General features: G+C 39.8%; 11 protein-coding genes, 1 pseudogene and 1 riboswitch. Of the genes and pseudogenes, 4 read left to right on the top strand and 8 right to left on the bottom strand.

Features of this window, described 5'->3' with window-relative positions; translation table 11 throughout:
* The first annotated feature begins 709 nt into the window (after window positions 1-709).
* The 4 genes from NOS7524_RS21760 to NOS7524_RS21745 all read left to right on the top strand — a co-directional run bounded on the left by NOS7524_RS21760 (window position 710) and on the right by NOS7524_RS21745 (window position 5778).
* Window positions 710-3103: a TonB-dependent receptor domain-containing protein gene (locus NOS7524_RS21760; protein ID WP_015140638.1), complete on the top strand. Its 2394-nt coding sequence runs from the start codon at window positions 710-712 to the stop codon at window positions 3101-3103.
* A 65-nt stretch (window positions 3104-3168) separates the two neighbouring features.
* Window positions 3169-3750, top strand: a complete 582-nt coding sequence (locus tag NOS7524_RS21755) for a hypothetical protein (protein WP_015140637.1) — start codon at window positions 3169-3171, stop codon at window positions 3748-3750.
* The gene (locus NOS7524_RS21750; protein ID WP_015140636.1) at window positions 3737-4432 is read left to right on the top strand and encodes an energy-coupling factor transporter transmembrane component T family protein; all 696 of its coding nucleotides are present in this window, start codon (window positions 3737-3739) and stop codon (window positions 4430-4432) included. Before NOS7524_RS21755 ends, NOS7524_RS21750 begins: the two co-directional genes overlap by 14 nt.
* Window positions 4417-5778, top strand: a complete 1362-nt coding sequence (locus NOS7524_RS21745) for an ABC transporter ATP-binding protein (protein ID WP_015140635.1) — start codon at window positions 4417-4419, stop codon at window positions 5776-5778. Before NOS7524_RS21750 ends, NOS7524_RS21745 begins: the two co-directional genes overlap by 16 nt.
* A 123-nt stretch (window positions 5779-5901) precedes the next feature.
* Here NOS7524_RS21745 and NOS7524_RS21740 read toward each other — a convergent pair whose 3' ends face one another.
* From NOS7524_RS21740 to NOS7524_RS21705, 8 genes and pseudogenes are all read right to left on the bottom strand, one after another.
* Entirely contained in the window at window positions 5902-6897 is a 996-nt protein-coding gene (locus tag NOS7524_RS21740; RefSeq protein WP_015140634.1) for an ABC transporter ATP-binding protein, read from the bottom strand.
* 116 nt (window positions 6898-7013) lie between these two features.
* Window positions 7014-8078, bottom strand: a complete 1065-nt coding sequence (locus NOS7524_RS21735) for an iron ABC transporter permease (RefSeq protein WP_015140633.1) — start codon at window positions 8076-8078, stop codon at window positions 7014-7016.
* Window positions 8078-9286 (bottom strand): ABC transporter substrate-binding protein, encoded by a 1209-nt coding sequence (locus NOS7524_RS21730; RefSeq protein ID WP_015140632.1) that lies wholly within the window; start codon window positions 9284-9286, stop codon window positions 8078-8080. Before NOS7524_RS21730 ends, NOS7524_RS21735 begins: the two co-directional genes overlap by 1 nt.
* 71 nt (window positions 9287-9357) lie before the next feature.
* A complete protein-coding gene (locus NOS7524_RS21725) occupies window positions 9358-10230 on the bottom strand; it encodes a (2Fe-2S) ferredoxin domain-containing protein (protein ID WP_015140631.1) in 873 nt (290 codons plus the stop codon).
* A gap of 30 nt (window positions 10231-10260) precedes the next feature.
* Complete coding sequence (locus NOS7524_RS21720; protein ID WP_015140630.1) at window positions 10261-12318, bottom strand: TonB-dependent receptor plug domain-containing protein; 2058 nt, start codon at window positions 12316-12318, stop codon at window positions 10261-10263.
* 224 nt (window positions 12319-12542) lie between these two features.
* A pseudogene (locus tag NOS7524_RS30800) lies at window positions 12543-13073 on the bottom strand (DUF1636 family protein).
* Window positions 13074-13370: 297 nt separating this feature from the next.
* Window positions 13371-13513: riboswitch (cobalamin riboswitch) on the bottom strand.
* 77 nt (window positions 13514-13590) lie between these two features.
* Entirely contained in the window at window positions 13591-16176 is a 2586-nt protein-coding gene (locus NOS7524_RS21710) for a TonB-dependent receptor domain-containing protein (RefSeq protein ID WP_015140629.1), read from the bottom strand.
* Window positions 16177-16347: 171 nt separating this feature from the next.
* Entirely contained in the window at window positions 16348-17268 is a 921-nt protein-coding gene (locus NOS7524_RS21705; protein ID WP_015140628.1) for a tetratricopeptide repeat protein, read from the bottom strand.

The raw sequence follows: 17268 nt of genomic DNA, 5'->3' as shown, positions 1-17268 counted from the left end.
AAAATCTAGATGGAAAAATTATTAACACAGGAGAGACTTTGTATTTTATCATCTTTCTTCTGTGTTTTTTTGTGAGTATTTTTTGTTGAATATAGAAAATTAAGATAATAATTTTTTGGGTTAAAAATATAAAAATACTGGTAGGATAAGGAAAATTATTAATTATTTAATAGTTATCTACCACTATAAGTAGTTACTTAGAGGTGTCAATCTATTTTGGATTTTGGATTGACGTTAGCGAAGCGTACGCAGCGAGTATTGTAGATTATCCTCTCCTTTAAAGCAGAGGCTTGAAGTCCAAAAACATTTGTAGCTCCATAAATGGAGAGGCTTGAAACCTTGTTTTTAGATATTTAGACTTTGATTTTAATCTAAAATCCAAAATCTAAAATCTAAAATTTTTTTAATAAAATTTAACTGGCATAAAGACTGATAATTAAAGCATATTTTTTCAATACATATCTTTTTTTTATCCGCATATTGCTGACAAAAAGTTTGCTATTTTTATTGAATATTTTTAGTTATTTAAAAAAGCAGTTTTGCTATCGCGTCATACAGAATATCATTAAGTTTCCAATCTTTCAATGCTGGGGAGGGGGATAACAAAAGAAAATGAAGACGTAAGATTAAATAATAGTAAAAATACTGGTTTGATGAGAAAAAATGTAATATATCAACTGATATGAATTAGTTATTAGGGGTGTGGTTTGTGCAAAGATTAACAACTTTTAGTAATCTAGCGATCGCCAGCACTATATTATTCATTAATCAACCAGCTTGGGCTAATATTAACCAAATAACTAATGTTGTTGTTTACGAAACCGATGATGGTATCGAATTAAGTCTTGAAAGCAATAACGGTATGTCATCAGTTTCTACATCAACTGAAGATAAAAATTTTATTGCTGATATTGCTAATACACAGTTACGTTTACAATCTGGTGGGGATTTTACTATCCAAAATCCAGCACCAGGAATTACGCAAATAACAGTGACTTCCCCCGATGCTAATAGTGTCAGGGTAATCGTAACCGGAGAATCCGCACCACCAGTTGTCAAAGTTGAACAAAAAGACCAAGAGTTTCTCCTGTTTATCGCCACCACAGCAGCATCAACAACCACAGGCGAAGCCCCACCTACCGAGACACCAGAAACCACAGACTCAAAATCACCACCGGACACAGATATTGAACTGGTAATTACTGCTAACCGTCGCAGCACACCCTTAGAAAATACTCCAGCAACGGTAGAGATTAAAACACGAGAAGAACTGCAACGGGAACAACCTTTAAATCGGACTGTGGGGGAAGCCTTACAAACTTTACCAGGAATTGTGATTAATCGCCTGGGTTTATTGAGTGGTTCGGCTAACATTCGCGGTTTAACTGGTGAACGTATTGGGGTATTAGTAGATGGAGAACGTCTTCCCAATTTGGAATTTGGCCCAGACTTAGGGAGTGTAGACCCCTTCCGCGTCCAACGCTTAGAAGTTCTCAAAGGCCCAGCCTCATCAATATATGGTGCTGATGCTTTTGGTGGTGTGATTAACATTATTACCACCACACCCCAACCCGATGCACCATTACAAGCGCGGGCTTACGTCTATGGTGGTGGTTTTGCAGAGTACGGCGGAAACTTGGAAATTACAGGCCCCAATTTTGTCATTGGTACTTCTCGTCGAGTTGCGGGGGATGCTACAGATGCGGCGGGTAACTTAATTCCTCCCCAGGGGACTGCTTACGAAATTTTTGATATTTATGGGACAGGAAGAATTGATTTAGATGCAAACCAACGTTTAGAGCTACGTTTTGACCGCTATCGTCAGGATAACGCCGACTTAAACGGATTTCCTAGCCCACCGTTTATTGCAGCCAAGAACGTATTTAGAGACCGCGATCGCTATTCTCTCAGTTATATTAATGAAAATAAAGATGGTGGTACTAGCTTTAACTTACGCAGTTATTACCAAAAAAGTGCGCGTCGTTTCGACAATGCAACCCAAGTCACCGTTTCGATACCCCCCACCTTCCGACCACAGACTATTACCACACCCAGTTCTACTTTCACCCTCACCGAAAGTTACGGGTTTTCCGGTTCTGCTGATACACCCTTGGGAAATGCTGGCAATTTAATCTACGGTATTGATATCAGTCAAGATAATTCTATTTCTGACAACCTCATTAATAACACCACCGGGTCATTAGGAACACGCAACTTTTACGGTGCTTTTGTCCAGTCAACTTATGACCTAGCTAGAAATTTCACCCTGGCTGGTGGTCTACGCTACGATATTTTTAACTTTAAAGAAAGTACAGGTGCAGAAAACAACACTAACGCTGTCACTTTCAATATTGGGAGTATTTATCGGATAACTAATACTTTAGCCGCTAGAGTTAACTTCGCTCAAGGCTTCCGTCCCCCCAGGTTAGTAGACTTATTTGGGAGTGATAATGACAGAACTTTTTTTGCCCCAACTCGCGGTAGAGTCTTAGCAGACCCCAACATCAAACCTGAAAGAGCAAATAACTTTGATATTGGTTTAAATTACTCTAGTAATACATTTAGGGCTGGCGTAACTTATTTTCGCAACGACATTTCCGACTTCATCGGATTTGAAAGTATCACCCCCCCACCACCACCAAGATTTGGCGCACCTGCTGCGTCTATTCGCGTCGCCAATAAAGATGTTTTATTGCAAGGAATTGAATTTAGTGCGAGTTATTTGTTAACTCGTAACTTAACTGTGGAAGGGAATCTTACTTATGTAAATGGTGAAGATAAATCTGGTACACCCTTAAGTCAGTTAGAAGTATCTCCCTTAACAGCTTTAATACGTTTACTCTACGACAACAATCAATTTAGCGGTTATCTTCAATCGCGTTTTTATGGTGGTCAAGGAACTGTTCTATTATCTGATAATCGAGTCGGAAATGGTAGTCCGGCGGCGACGGTATTTGATTTAGCTATTGGCTATAAAGTGACACCCAGCACACAACTAACTTTAAGTGTAGAAAATTTATTTAATGCTGAATATATCTATCCCACTGTCAATTTTCCCGCGCCAGGAACTAGAGTTTTAGCAGGGATACGCGCTGACTTTTGAGAATACTGATTGAAACTGATTGCACAGGTTGACATACTCCTAAAAGTAAAAATAAATTTTCAATAATGAAAACACCAATTTCCCATCCCCAAACCAAAACCAAACAACGCTGGCAATTAAAAGATTACGTCTTTGCGGCGTTTATGACTATTGGTATTGTTATTTCTTCTACTCTAACAGTACCACTGACTATTGCTATTCCTTTACCTGGGATTCGCACAATTGTTTGGGCCCCTTTAGCCGGGATTTTTTTGACATTAGGAATGGCTAGATTAAAGCGTAGTGGTAGTGTGGCTTTAATGATTGGTACTTTAGCCCTATTATTAAGTCGCATATCTTTAGTAATTACTGCTTTTTTAGTTGCAGCTTTACTACTAACTGAATTAATTATGTGGACAAAAGGCGGTTACAAAACCAAAACTAACCGTTTACTAGGAAACGTTATCTTTTTCAGCACAACCACAGTCACAGGTGCTATAGTTGGTGCTTACGTAGCTGGGGGAAATTTCGCTATTTGGTTAACTCAATCGTGGATATTATTACCCATGACGCTACTATCTGGTGTAGCTGGTGGAGTTGGTTGGTGGTTAGGTGAATTAGTTATTAAGCAATTACAGCGTGCTGGTAAGTTAGATGTTGATAACTAAATCGGTGGTGCATAGGGAAAGTTTTTTAGTCAGGATAAATCCCTTATTAAAAATTGCTTTCACTGCGATTGCAGTTAGTATTGCATTGGCTTTACGTGATTTATTGGCTGCATCTTTACTGGTGGGATTTTTGTTAATTTTCTTATTTTTATCTGTGCGAATTAATTTCAAAACTTTAGTCTTGGCAATTTTAGGTTTAATGTTATTTACAACCTTAGCAGCATGGACTCTAGGAGATTTTCGCGCAGCTATCATTAACTCCTTGAGACTGTTAGCAATTATATTACCTACCCCGTTACTCTCAGCCACCACGTTACCTGGGGATTTAATTAAGGCTTTACAAGCAATACGTTTACCCGCTTTTTTGGTATTAGGAATTATGCTAACTTGGCGATTTCTTCCTATTCTTTATCAAGAAGCACAACGGATTATCGAAGCTAATCAATTACGGGGAGTTGATTTACCGCGTCAACCCCAACGCTGGTTTAACAGTTTATTTGTCCCCCTAATTTTTCGCATTGTCACTTATGCTGATGATGTTACTGTTGGTTTAGAAACTAGAGGTTATAATCCCAATTTTCCCAGAACTCAAGCTCAACCTCTGCGATGGCGACTGGAAGATACTATCTTTACAGTGGGTGCAACGTTGCTACTAATAATTGTTGGATGGTTGCAGTGGTGAAGTTAATAGAAACTGTAAATCTCAGTTTTACTCACATCGGTAAAACTCAACCCACTATACAAGATATAAATTTAGAATTGTCTGCGGGGGAAATCGTCTTTTTAGGGGGTGCTACGGGTAGCGGTAAAAGTACACTCCTCAATTGTTTAGCGGGAATTTCGCCGCACCATATTGGCGGTAATTTAACGGGAGATATTTTATATGAGAATAATTCAATTTTAGAGCTTTCTGTGAGAGAGCGATCGCAGTATATCGGCACGATTTTACAAAATGTCGAAACCCAAATTTTTACCGATAAAGTAATAGAGGAGATAATTTTCGGCTTAGAAAATCTCAGTATATCTCCAGAGATTATATCACAGTTAGCTCATCAAAAACTACAAGAATTTGGTTTGCTACCCCAGGGAAACTGGTTAATTAACCAACTTTCCGCCGGACAAAAGCAACGTTTAATCATTGCTTGCGTTTTGGCGATGAATCAGCCAGTGCTTTTACTAGATGAACCTTTTGCTTATCTAGACCGTGCAGGGAGTGAATTATTAAAGCAATTACTCGTCGAGCGATCGCATCAAGGACAAGCTGTGTTACTAATAGAACATAGGCGGGATTTAGTCACAGATATTTGCGATCGCGCATATTATTTTGATAATGGTAAACTGAAATCAGAAATACCCCCAACTTTTTTTCCTGATATTTCCGTTAGTGAATCACCTACTTTATCTAACATCATCCTGCAAACACATCAACTTAGTTGGGGGGGATATCCACAATTTCCCGATTTACAATTACATAGCGGCGAAATTCTCTTACTTCAAGGTGAAAATGGCTGTGGAAAAACCACCCTTCTTAAATTACTAAGTGGGTTAATTAAACCAACCACAGGCAACATCGAAATTTGTGGACAAAGTATTCTCAAAAAGAGTGTTGTCCAAATAGCTAAGAATATAGGATTTGTGCTGCAAAATCCCAATCATCAATTATTTGCTGAAACTGTCTATCAAGAAGTCATACAACCAAATGTTTCCCTTCAAATAGCAGAAGAACTTTTAGAAAATTTGAATTTAAAAGCTTTGAGTCAATCCCATCCCCAATCTCTGTCGCAAGGACAAAAAAGACGATTAGCTTTAGCCGCAGTATTAGCTAGAATGCCAAAGATATGCCTACTCGATGAAATTACTGTCGGACAAGACCCTAAATCATTAGCGTTGATGTTACAAGTTTTAATTAATTTTACTCAAAAAGCAGGAGCTTTAATTCTCACCAGTCATGACCCACAAGTTGCTAAATATCTTCAAGCTAAAACTTGTCAATTATTCCCTTTCCACCCTCTTAAAAAATGTTTGTGACTGGTCTATTCTCAATTTAGCGCACAATATAGAGGAGTATGAAAGTATTAAAGACTATTAAATAAAGCCTTTCATTCATGATATGATCGTTAGTAGTTAGTACAAGTAAAGTGATAGACTTAATCAGTTTAAAACTTTAATCAAATCGTAGAGCGAATTATAAATATTTACGGTTTGGTTATTGGTAATTTTCCACAATAATTGTTTTGTATTTGATATTATTTCTATTGAAATCGGTAAGTCACTGTTACTTTTAACGACTTGAAATCCTGCACGTTTTAAAGCACGAATAGTCCACATCGAAGCAATATCATCTCCGACGACATGAACTTCTCCCTGGACTGGGGTATGTAAATGAAACTCACCAGAAAGCATATCAAACTCCACACCTTCACTGCGGAAGGTATCAGCAAATGCACCACTTAATACCAAATCTTCTGGTGCGCCAACCTGTAAAATACCCTCAGATGTTAACAGCCAAACTTGGTCAGCCAGCCGCAAAGCTAAATCTAAATCATGGGTAGACAGTAAAATTGCTTGGTGAGTTTCCCGTGCTAACTGACGCAACAATTGCATAATTTCTACCCGTCGTGGTAAATCTAAAAAAGCCGTAGGTTCATCCAATAACATCACCATCGGCGACTGCGCCAAAGCACGCGCAATCATAATCTTTTGACGTTCACCATCACTGAGTTCGCTAACTTGACGCGCAGCTAAATGTAGCGCACCTACAGATTTGATCGCCCAATGTATAATTGCTTCATCTTCAGGCGTTAAGCTTCCCCACCAGTCGGTGTAAGGATGTCGTCCCAAACTCACCAGAGTATAGGCTGATAACATTCCCACATCCACCCTTTCCGTCAGCACCAAACTCAACCGCTTGGCTAAGTCCTGTGGTGCTAATTTATAGATATCATCATCCAAAAACCGCACCTCACCCGCTAGAGGTGGTTGCATTCCCGCAAGCGATCGCAGTAAGGTAGACTTACCCGCACCATTCGGCCCCAATAAACACACCAATTCCCCAGCTTCCAGACAAACAGAAATATCCTTCGCCACACACCGCAACCCCTTCCCCGACTTATAACCAATACATAAATCCTGAGTCCTCAAAATCATAAAAACTCTCCGCGTACCTTTGCGCCTACCTCCCTTCGGGTTCACCAGTCGTCTACGGAGGGAAACCCTCCTACAACGCTGGTTCACCGCGCCTACCTCTGCGTTAAAACTCCTAATTACTTCCGCCTCAAAATCACCCAACTAACCACAGGAGTTCCTATCAAAGCCGTAATAGCATTCAACGGTAAAACCATCTGACTCACCGCCATTTGGGAAAATAAATCAGCCACCAAAGCCAATATTCCCCCCATAATCATCACACCAGGGATTAAAATCCGATGATCAGAACTCATAAACAGACTGCGACACAAATGAGGAATAGCCACACCCAAAAATGCGATCGGCCCGCAAAAAGCCGTAATTCCACCAGCTAAAATAGAAGCACTACCAATAATAGAAAACCTAGCTTTCTTCACCGTTAAACCCAAACTACGCGCGTAAGCTTCCCCCAACAACAGCGCATTCAAAGATTTCGATTGCAATACCGCTACCAATAAACTGCAAACTATCACCGGAATCAACACAATTAACTGTTTCCAAGTCACCCCAGCGAAGCTACCAAAAGTCCACATAATATAACTTTGAATCCGTTCTTTAGAGCTAAATTGCAATAAAATACTGACAATTGCACTCGTAGCATAACCAAACAACAAACCCAAAATTAGCAGCGTCATCGTCTCTTGTACCCGACGCGCCACCACTAACATCACACCCAAAACCGAAGCCGCACCAAGACTAGCAGCTATCACCAACCCAAAATCAGTAATAATTCCCAAATCATTTAATAAAGTTGGTGTAGTTAGACTTGCAGTTAACACCACCAAAGCTACACCCAAACTTGCACCAGAACTAATTCCTAACACAAAAGGCCCCGCCAAGGGATTTTTAAACAGAGTTTGCATTTGCAACCCACTCACACCCAAAGCCGCACCCGCTAAAGTTGCAGTCAAAGCTTTCGGAAGTCTAAATTTGAGAATAATATTCGCCCAAGTTGCTTTTTCTGGTTCTTGTCCCAGTAAAATATTGATAACTTCCTGAATAGGAATAGAAACAGAACCTAAAGTCAAATCTAGTAAAAATGCCAAAACCAAACCGATAATTAACAGTAAAAATACTAAAGTTCTGATAGAAGTAGATTTAAAAAGTATTAATAAATTAGGCGGTAGGTATTTAAGTAACATTATTTGCTAAATTTACGATAGTAAAACAACTGATGCTTCGGTAATATTTCGGGATGCAGGATTTTAATTAAATCTGCAAGCACAATATCAGGGTTACTAATTCCCCCTTCCCAGTAATCATTACCACCATTCGCATTTACACGCCCATTGTTATTATAAAGATTGCCTATTTTCACAGCTTGAAAATCACCATAGCGGTTATCATCTGCAATTAAATCCTTCATACTTTGCCAACCTTGGCTAAAATTCAACCAATAATCAGCATTAGCAGCACGTTCTAAAACCACTTCAAAAGAAAGCGGTAAACTACCATTAGATTTATCATCACTCCAAAGATAATTTCCTCCAGCATCAGCCAGATATTTCGCTACGTAACTATTACCACCTGGCATAAACCAAGTACCTTTAAAGTTAAAGCCAACAAATACACTCGGACGGTTTTTCACAGCTTGAGCTTTTGCAGCTATTTCTGTATATCTATTCGCAATTTGATTAAATATCTTTTCTGCTTTGGCTTCTTGATTAAAAAACAAAGCCGTAAATTTTAACCATTCACTTCTCCCCAAAGGTGTATCTTCCATATACTCAGCATTTATCCCCACCTTTAACCCCGCTTCTGTGAGTTTGCTATAACTATCAGTTTGGGAATTACCTGTCCCGAAGGTTGTTACTAAATCGGGATTTAATGCTAATAACCTTTCTATGTCTACATTGGAATTATTGCCGACTTGGGTAATATTTCCGGTTTTAATTTTCTCAACTACTTCAGGTGTATTGACTTGGTTAATATTACTCACTCCAATTAATTTATCAACTACACCTAATTTAGCTAAGTGGGGTAAATGTGTAGTTGATAGAGAAACTATAGAGTTAATGGGAACTGTAATTACTTGTGCTTGCTTAAATCCTTGGGGTGTAGGAGTTCCGCATTGGACTAAAACATATTGAAACTGGGTTTTAGCATTTTGCCAAGGGTTTTTAATGGTGACTACTTTGTAATGTTTGTGATATTCTACCGCCAAACCTCTGGCGTGGGTGATTTTGATTTTATTGGGGAAGTAATCTTGGTTGGGGTTATAGTTGGTGGTACAGGTGTTAGTTGATGTGTGAATTGTGGTGTGATTACAGGAGATGATCAGGGTGGCTATGAGGCATAATTGACAAAGGAAAATAATTGGTTTTTGGTGTGGGAGTTTTACCAATTTCATGTTTTTTATCTCACGCAGAGACGCAAAGGCGCAGAGAGTTAGGGAGAGATTTTAGCGTGGGTTTTGGTAAGTTAGGGGGTTTGGGGTGGGTAGAGGTTTTCGGTGATTTTGTTACCTTTAATGAGGTGTTCGTTGACGATATTTTCGGCAACGTTGGGGTTAACGCGAGTGTACCAAGTTCTATCATTGGAATAAAAAACAACTGGGCCGAGTTGACATACTTCTAAACAGCCAGATGTTCTGACTTCGATGTCTAAACCTGCATTTTCTACTGCTGATTTTAAAGCATCAAATGTAGGTTGCCATTTGCGGGAAGGTAGACAGCGTGTAGAGGTACAAACGGAAATATAGGAATGTTTGAGAGGATTTTTGCTAAAGGGTATGGGTTTTTTACCTAATACATAAATATCTCGCAAATCTTGATAAAGAGCTAACTTATCTAGATTTGGTTTACCCTCCGGTAATAAATTTTCTCCATCTACCAAAGGATTAGGTAATAAAATCGTCATCAATTGTTCATTCGCACCATTCCAAAACTGAATCCCCCAACTTCTAGGATTTCCTTCTGTATTAAACCGCCGATAAAAAGCCGCACGGGAAACTAACCGTTGCTTCCTCACTTCCACAGGAGTTTTACACAAAGGCCCACCAAAATTAGTATCAATACATAAATGTAAATGCCAACCCTCAGCAGCCACCGTCAAATAGCCATCATAGAGAATACAAAGCTTTGGCGGTGCATTAAATTCCAACTCCAAAACACTACCTTGAACAATATGAGCAATCCCAACCTGCTGCCAATTTTGTTCAAACAAAGTATAAACTAACGATGCTAAAACATCACTCCCACAATCAAAATATTCATACTCAATAAACCCCCCCGTAGCTAAATCTTCCTTAACTACCTCATTAACTGGTGTCACCCAACAATTAAACTCACTCATTTATAACTCTCCTTTGCGTGAAAAAACTCTTTAAAACCGAGAACTCAACCCAACCTGAAAAACCATCCCCCCATCAGGATAACCAGGAAACAACTGATAACGCTGATCAAACAGATTATCCAAACTCCCAGTTAAAATCAAACTATCACTAATAGGTACACGCATCTTTAAATCAAAAGTAGTATACCCCGAAAGAAACTCCGTATTAATATTATTAGTCGGATACCCATTTAAAGAATTCATCAACACACCAAAATACCAACCTTGAGGATTTTCATAAGACACACCCAAATTTAATTTATCCGCACCAGCAAACCGCAATTCCTTATCAACCTCCACCGGATTGGCACTTTCTAAAATACGCGGATCATTCGCCGTATAATTAACAAAAGCATAAACATTTCTTGCTATTTGTAAATTTAACGAAGCTTCAATTCCCGTAGTTTGGACTAACCCGATGTTTTCCCAAGTGCCTGTATTACCATTCACAGGTGGAGTGAGTCTTGTAAAGGCAATTGTATCAGAAACACGGTTACTAAAAAATGTCAGCCTCAACAAGCCGATATTCCCTAACTTTTGGTCAATACCCACATCAAAACTATCCCCTTTTTCTGGTTTGAGGTTAGGATTACCAATATTAGTAGGATTATTATTAAATAAGTTTGCTATGGTTGGAGCGCGGAAGTTTCTGATATAGTTGGCTCGGAGTGTAGTTGAATCTGAAACTGCAAATTTTGTCCCTACAGATGGTGAAGTAAATGAACCATTGACTAAGCTACTAAAATCCTGACGTACTCCTAAATTCATACTAAAACTAGGAGAGAAATTAATTTCATATCTGCCAAAAATTGCTCCTTGACTTATGGCATCATCATAATTTTCTGTGGTGATATTTGTACTATACCTAAATGATGTGTTGCGTACATTAGTATTGCGATAATCAAAGCCATAAACTAAAGTCTGATTCTTCGCAACATTCCAATTATGGGTAACTTGAATACCATAGGAATCCTGTTTAGTATCAAAGCGGTTTTGAGAGGTAATTGCACCACTGCGATTATCAAAGCGAGTGTTGATAAAATCAGCGTAAACTCTCGCTGTTAATAGGGAATCATCGCCGCTTCCTAATTTGGAGTTCCAGGTTAAATCTGTAAGAACTTGGTCTGTATATTTGCGATTATTCTCAGTCAGAGAGTTAAAAAATCCCTGTCCAAATTGGGGGAAAGGAATTGGTACGCCTCCCGGTACTCCCTGTTCTTTCCCTAAATATAGGGTGGATAGAGTTAAGGTGTTGCGTTTACCTAAATTTGCCTCTAGTTTGACATTAAAATTATTGTAGAGTGCGTCATTATTTCTTCTTGTTCCCTCAAAGTTAGCTTCAGGAATAGTAAAAGGATAATTATTTTGTGCTTGAGTCCGGTTATAACCAACTACCCAAGATATATCACCAGATTTCCCACTATTTTGAATGCTTTGTTGGTTAAGTCCATAGGAACCAAAATTAACTTTGGTTTCTGTGGTAATTTGCTCTGTAGGACGACGGGTAACAATATTAATTACCCCACCTATTGCGTCTGAACCATAAAGTGTTGAACCACCTCCTGGTAAAACTTCGACTCTTTCAATATTATTAGTGGTAAATTCTGATAAATCGAAACCACCACCACCTAAATTATTAATTGGTCTGCCATCTAATAAGATTAAAACTTGTCCGGTATTAGAACCACGAATAAATTGACCGCTTAAAGCATTTACTTCTGTCCCAACTGTACCGTCACCTAAAATACCAGGAAGAAATCGCAGTGCTTCTCTGACGGTTCTTGCACCTTGCGCTTCCATTTCTTCGCCAGTAATAACATACACCGGACGGGTGGAATCTTTGACTGTTCCTTCTCGACGAAAGGGGGAAAACACTGGTTCATTGAGGAGTTTGTCAATAACTGTGAGTTCAATATCTGGTTCTTGTTCTTCTGCTTGTGCAATTTCTGTAGCGATGATGCTGGAATTTCCCCACAGCATTCCTGTGGTGATAGTCACGCTGGAGATGATAAGTTGAGTTCCCCATCTGGCGATAAATTGATTACGCATTGGTAATTTCAGCCACCTGTATAACTAAAAAACTTGGTTGTCAAAAAAGATGTGAGGTTTTTTGCAAAAACTCTTAGCCAGGAGGCACTTTGATAATGATTATTATTATCATATTTATGGTGCAATTTGCAAGCTAGTTTCTCAGTTTGTAGTAAGCACTTTAGTGCTGGGAGTTCTAAGGACTAAAGTCCTTACTACGAACTTGATGAACTACTGGTGTTGAATTAACAGCAATTTTGATGTAATTTTGCCCATTTACTGAGGGGTGGGATTTTGGCTAAGATGCCTCTTTTTAACGCTTCTGGACGTTCTGACCAAGGGAGTAATCCATTTGGTTTACTGTAGTATTGAGTGGCACATTGCAGAATAGCAGATGCACTATCATCAACTGCTAAATTGCCGAATAGATAGGTGAGTTTCTCTTCTCCTTGCAAGGCGACAACGCAAGCATGACTGCAAGCACTCATACATTCAACGCCTTGAATGGAAAATTTGGCGTTGCTGATTAATGGGATGATTTATGTTTCGCGCAAAGGCGCAAAGCCGCAAAAATTGGTAGTTTACTTTGCTCAAGAAGCTTAATTCATCCCGCATTTATGCAACGCCGAAAATTTATTTTGCAATTCCCAATCTTTTGCAAGTTGTTGCAGTTGTTGTAATAATTGCTGTCCGCCACTTTCACCAACCCGCTTGCCATCTTGCCACACACTGGCGCAGGTTGTGCAGACGAATAAAGTATGTTGTTTGTTGTTCATTAATTTTGAAACATTACTGATGAAGACAAGAAATGCACACTGAATTTTCCAGGTTTGCGGGAATTACAGGCGAAAACTTGGCTAGAGATCATGTAAATATGCAAAGGCCAAGATTAGGATACAAATGGGTTTTCAGGCTTGTATCTATAACCTTGTGTCAGTATTAATATTTGTAGGAAAAAGTCTACAATCTCATAGCAATTGCGATCGCGTGGCTTGAGTCTGCAACTATGAGAAAGCTATACTTATTAATGAAGAGAGTATTACCAAAGTTATTCATCTGTACCTCGCAGATGGGAGTTAGTTGTAATTTCGGCGGGCATTCTGACTTGGAAGCATGAGCTTCATTACAGCTGCGGGACAGTGCCGGATTTACACCGGGCTTTCCCCGTTACCTCTGATGGCTGTTCCCCATCAGAACCGAGATGCTATTGAGCAAATAATACCACGGCAATGAGCTAAATTGCAGCAGCTACTTAAAACGTAAAGTAATCCACATTAGGTATCCAGATAATCATCAAAGTTTCGCCCGCAGCTGAACACCATAAGTTACGGGGTCGCCAAATCCGGCTGTGACGTTAGGTGCTGGGAACAGAAACCCAGAGGTGATGTAACGTGTATCAAACAGGTTATTGGCATATAAGTAAATTCCGTATTTATCTCCTTCGTAACCAATGCGGGTATTGACCAAGGCATAGGGGTCTTGCTTAACTTGGTTGGCATCATCAAAATAAGTTATACCATAACCACGTAGTTCTGCACGGGCAAAAAATCCGCCTCTACTGCGATACTGCGCCGCTAGATTATAAGTAAGTTCTGGTGCAAAAGGAACGCGATTATCGCTAAAGTCTCCACCTGTAAAGGGATTTCTGTAGTTTTTAAATCTGCTGTCTACGTAGCCAATACCAGCGATTAAATTCAATCCTTGTACTGGCTTGGCTGTGAGTTCAAATTCTAAGCCTGTGACTTGCACATTGGCATTAGTCACGTTTCTAAAAAAGCCAAAATCATCAGTTAGCAGCACTTGATAATTATCCACATCAGTTTGGAAAACCGAGAGATTGGCTGTCAAGCGGTCATCTAACCAAGAAGATTTTAAACCCGCTTCGTAAGTCCAAGAGGTTTCCTCTTGAAATCGCCGTGTATCTTCTGTATCTGCACGGTAGTTGAATCCACTTGGTCTATAACCTTTGGCTATGGTGGCGTATGCCATGACATTTTGATTAAAGCGATACTGTAAGCCAAACCTGGGGATAAATTCATCACTATTCAGGGTCGCACCGCGTACTTCAGCAGTTGGGGGATTTACACTACCGTCTGTATTTTCAAATACACGGCGACGGTCGAGGTCAGTATCAGCCGTTTCGTAGCGCAAACCAGCAAATAAAGTCAGGGGTGTAACTGGTTTGTAGTCAATTTGTCCGAAGATGGCGTAGGTGTGGCGGTATTGTTCTGCGGACACGCGATCGCTTCCCGGTGCTGGTACGCCAAAGGCAACTGCACCCGCTTCTGTATATTTAAAAGTATCATCAATCACTTGAAAGTCTCGTGATTCGTAATATCCACCCAACAGCCAGCGAAACTTTTCCGCATTTTCGGGAGATTGCAGGCGAAACTCCTGCGACCACAAAGTTGAATTGATACCAATGATTTGCTGCAACAAGTCACCGGGGAAGTTATCACCGACTAAGGTATTTTGATTGCTAAATCGCCGTGTGGTGATGGATGTAGCCCGAAAGCCATTACCGTTATAGCTAACTTTCAACGCCTGGGTGTTCGTGCTGAGGCGATTAAAACCATCGACTTCTTGAGAGACGCTAAAAGGGTCAGGTGCATTTTGACGGGAAAAGGTCGGGCTGCCATTATCGTTATCGCTGGCATAGGCGTTAAATGATATATTCCATTCTGGGGTAGGTGTCCAAAGAATTTGAGCGCGTCCAGTGATTTGCGATCGCTCTCCTACCGCTTTGTCCAGAAATATATTGTCAAATATGCCATCTCGTGCGTTATATGCTCCCGCCAGTCGAAACGAAAGTTGATCAGGGATAATGGCATCACTGAGCGATAATTGTAATTCCCGACTGTTATAACTTCCGTAACCTGCGGTAATGCCGATTTCTGGCTGATTACTAGGGGGACGAGAAATAATATTCACTACCCCAGCCGGACTGCTTCTACCATAGAGGGTACTTTGAGGGCCACGTAACACCTCTACCCGTTCTAAATCAATTAAAGCAACGTCTAGAAAACCGCCGTAATCAAAGGGAACATCATCAATGTAAAAGCCAATAGTGTCTTGACTGGCTAAAAAGTTAAAGTTATTTAGCCCCCGCAAACTGTAGTAACTAAAATCAGCACTTCCTGCTGTGGTGGGAAGAAAAGTAAAATTGGGTGTGTTGTTGGCGATCGCTTGCAGGGAATTGATTTGTCCATCTGTGAGTTCCTGCTGAGGAATTACCGTGAGACTCAGAGGAACATCCTGTGATGCTTCCGGGCGTTTTTGAGCGGTGACTACCAATTCAATCGGTTCATTGGCGTTAGATGATGGTTGTGTGGGTGGTGTTTCACTACTCGGTTGAGAGGTATCCGGTGTTTGTGGTGTGGAAGATGTTGCTGGCGTGATGACCAAAATTAAACCTTCATCGCTGTCATCTAACTCGACTTTGGGAACATCTACATCACCTGTAACCATCACTCGGATAGTATTTGCATCTTGATTTATGACTACTACTTCTGCAATACCTGCGAATGGTTTTTCTTGACGAAATGAATTACCACTAGGTAAACGCAATTGAGCGTTGGGAATATCTGCGATAAATTGATTTTCCTCACTTTTGTTAGAAACTTGCAACTGATTAGATGCAGGAGTTTCTAATATGATTTCTAAACTGCTAGGAGTTTGATTGAGACGTACACCTGTTACTTGAATAGCTTGACTTGGTTGCTGTGCAAATAATTTTTTAACGCTTGTGTGAGGAAGCTGTATTTCACTTAATTGGGGTATGTCTTTAATCGTTATTTCTTCTGCATATGCAGGGAAGGAATTAAAAATTGATATGGTAGAAGTTAGCCACAGATAAGCGAATAAACTATGTTGTTTCACCTCATTCCTCACACCGTTGACGGTAAATTACACCACAAAGTAAACAATGTGAGAATAAGTAAAATTACTACTGATGTCAAACGACATTTTGTCAAACTTAACTTGATTTATATTTTCAGGAAAACTTATGATTTGGCTTTGTTGATGTTATTGTTACTTCTCAATACCATTCTAGATGAGAGCAATTTCTAACTGCGATGAGAGTTGTTGCTGTAAATCTTTGAGTAAGTTTAAGGTTTTCTCATAGCTTGTAGTTACTCCCTCTTGGGCAAAGTATTCTACAGCCTTTTGTAAGTCTTTGATCGCTGCTTGTTCATAACCAAGTTGATGGTCAGCAATACCTCGATTCAGATAGGCTTGGGCATTGTCAGGCTGAAGTTGAAGTGATGCTGTAAAATCTCTAATGGCACAAGAGTTATCGCCACTTCTACCGCAAGCACAACCACGATTATAGTAAGCTCTATAGTCATGGGGATTGAGATGAATTGCCTTGGAGAAATCATCCATAGCACTTGGCAAATTTGATAACTCAAACCAAGCTAATCCTCGGTCGTTGTAAATATCTGCTAGGCGTAACGTAGATGTTTGGGGAATAGTGATTAATGCCAGATTGTAATCAGAAATAGCTTTTTGATGATTACCTAACATTGCCTGGGCTATACCTCGGTTGTAGTAAGCTCTAAAATCATCAGGCTTGAGAACAATAACTTGGTTATTGTCAGCGATAGCTTGCCTATATTCCCCTAGCCTGTAGTATGCTAGTCCCCGATTAAGATGTGCTTCCACATTGTCAGGGGTCAATTTGAGAGCTTGATTGCAATCAGCAATGGCACTTTGATAATCTGCTAATTCTAGATAAGCTAGACAGCGATCGCTATAAGCCGGCGCAAAATCTTTTTGTATCTCAATCGCCGTATTAAAATTTTCGATAGCTTCTTGGTAATTACCATGCAACAATTTCTCTATTCCTGATTGGAGAAATACACTCGCTGCATTTGGCTCTTCCACTGTAGATAATGAGTATGTAGGTGCAGCGAAAACAAGATAAGCAAACATCACAGCAATACTAAAACTCAAGATGAATCGGTTCAT

Source organism: Nostoc sp. PCC 7524 (assembly GCF_000316645.1).
In the GTDB taxonomy this organism is placed as follows: Bacteria; Cyanobacteriota; Cyanobacteriia; order Cyanobacteriales; family Nostocaceae; genus Trichormus.
Note: the sequence above shows the minus strand (reverse complement) of the source record. Positions and strands in the feature narration are given on the sequence as shown.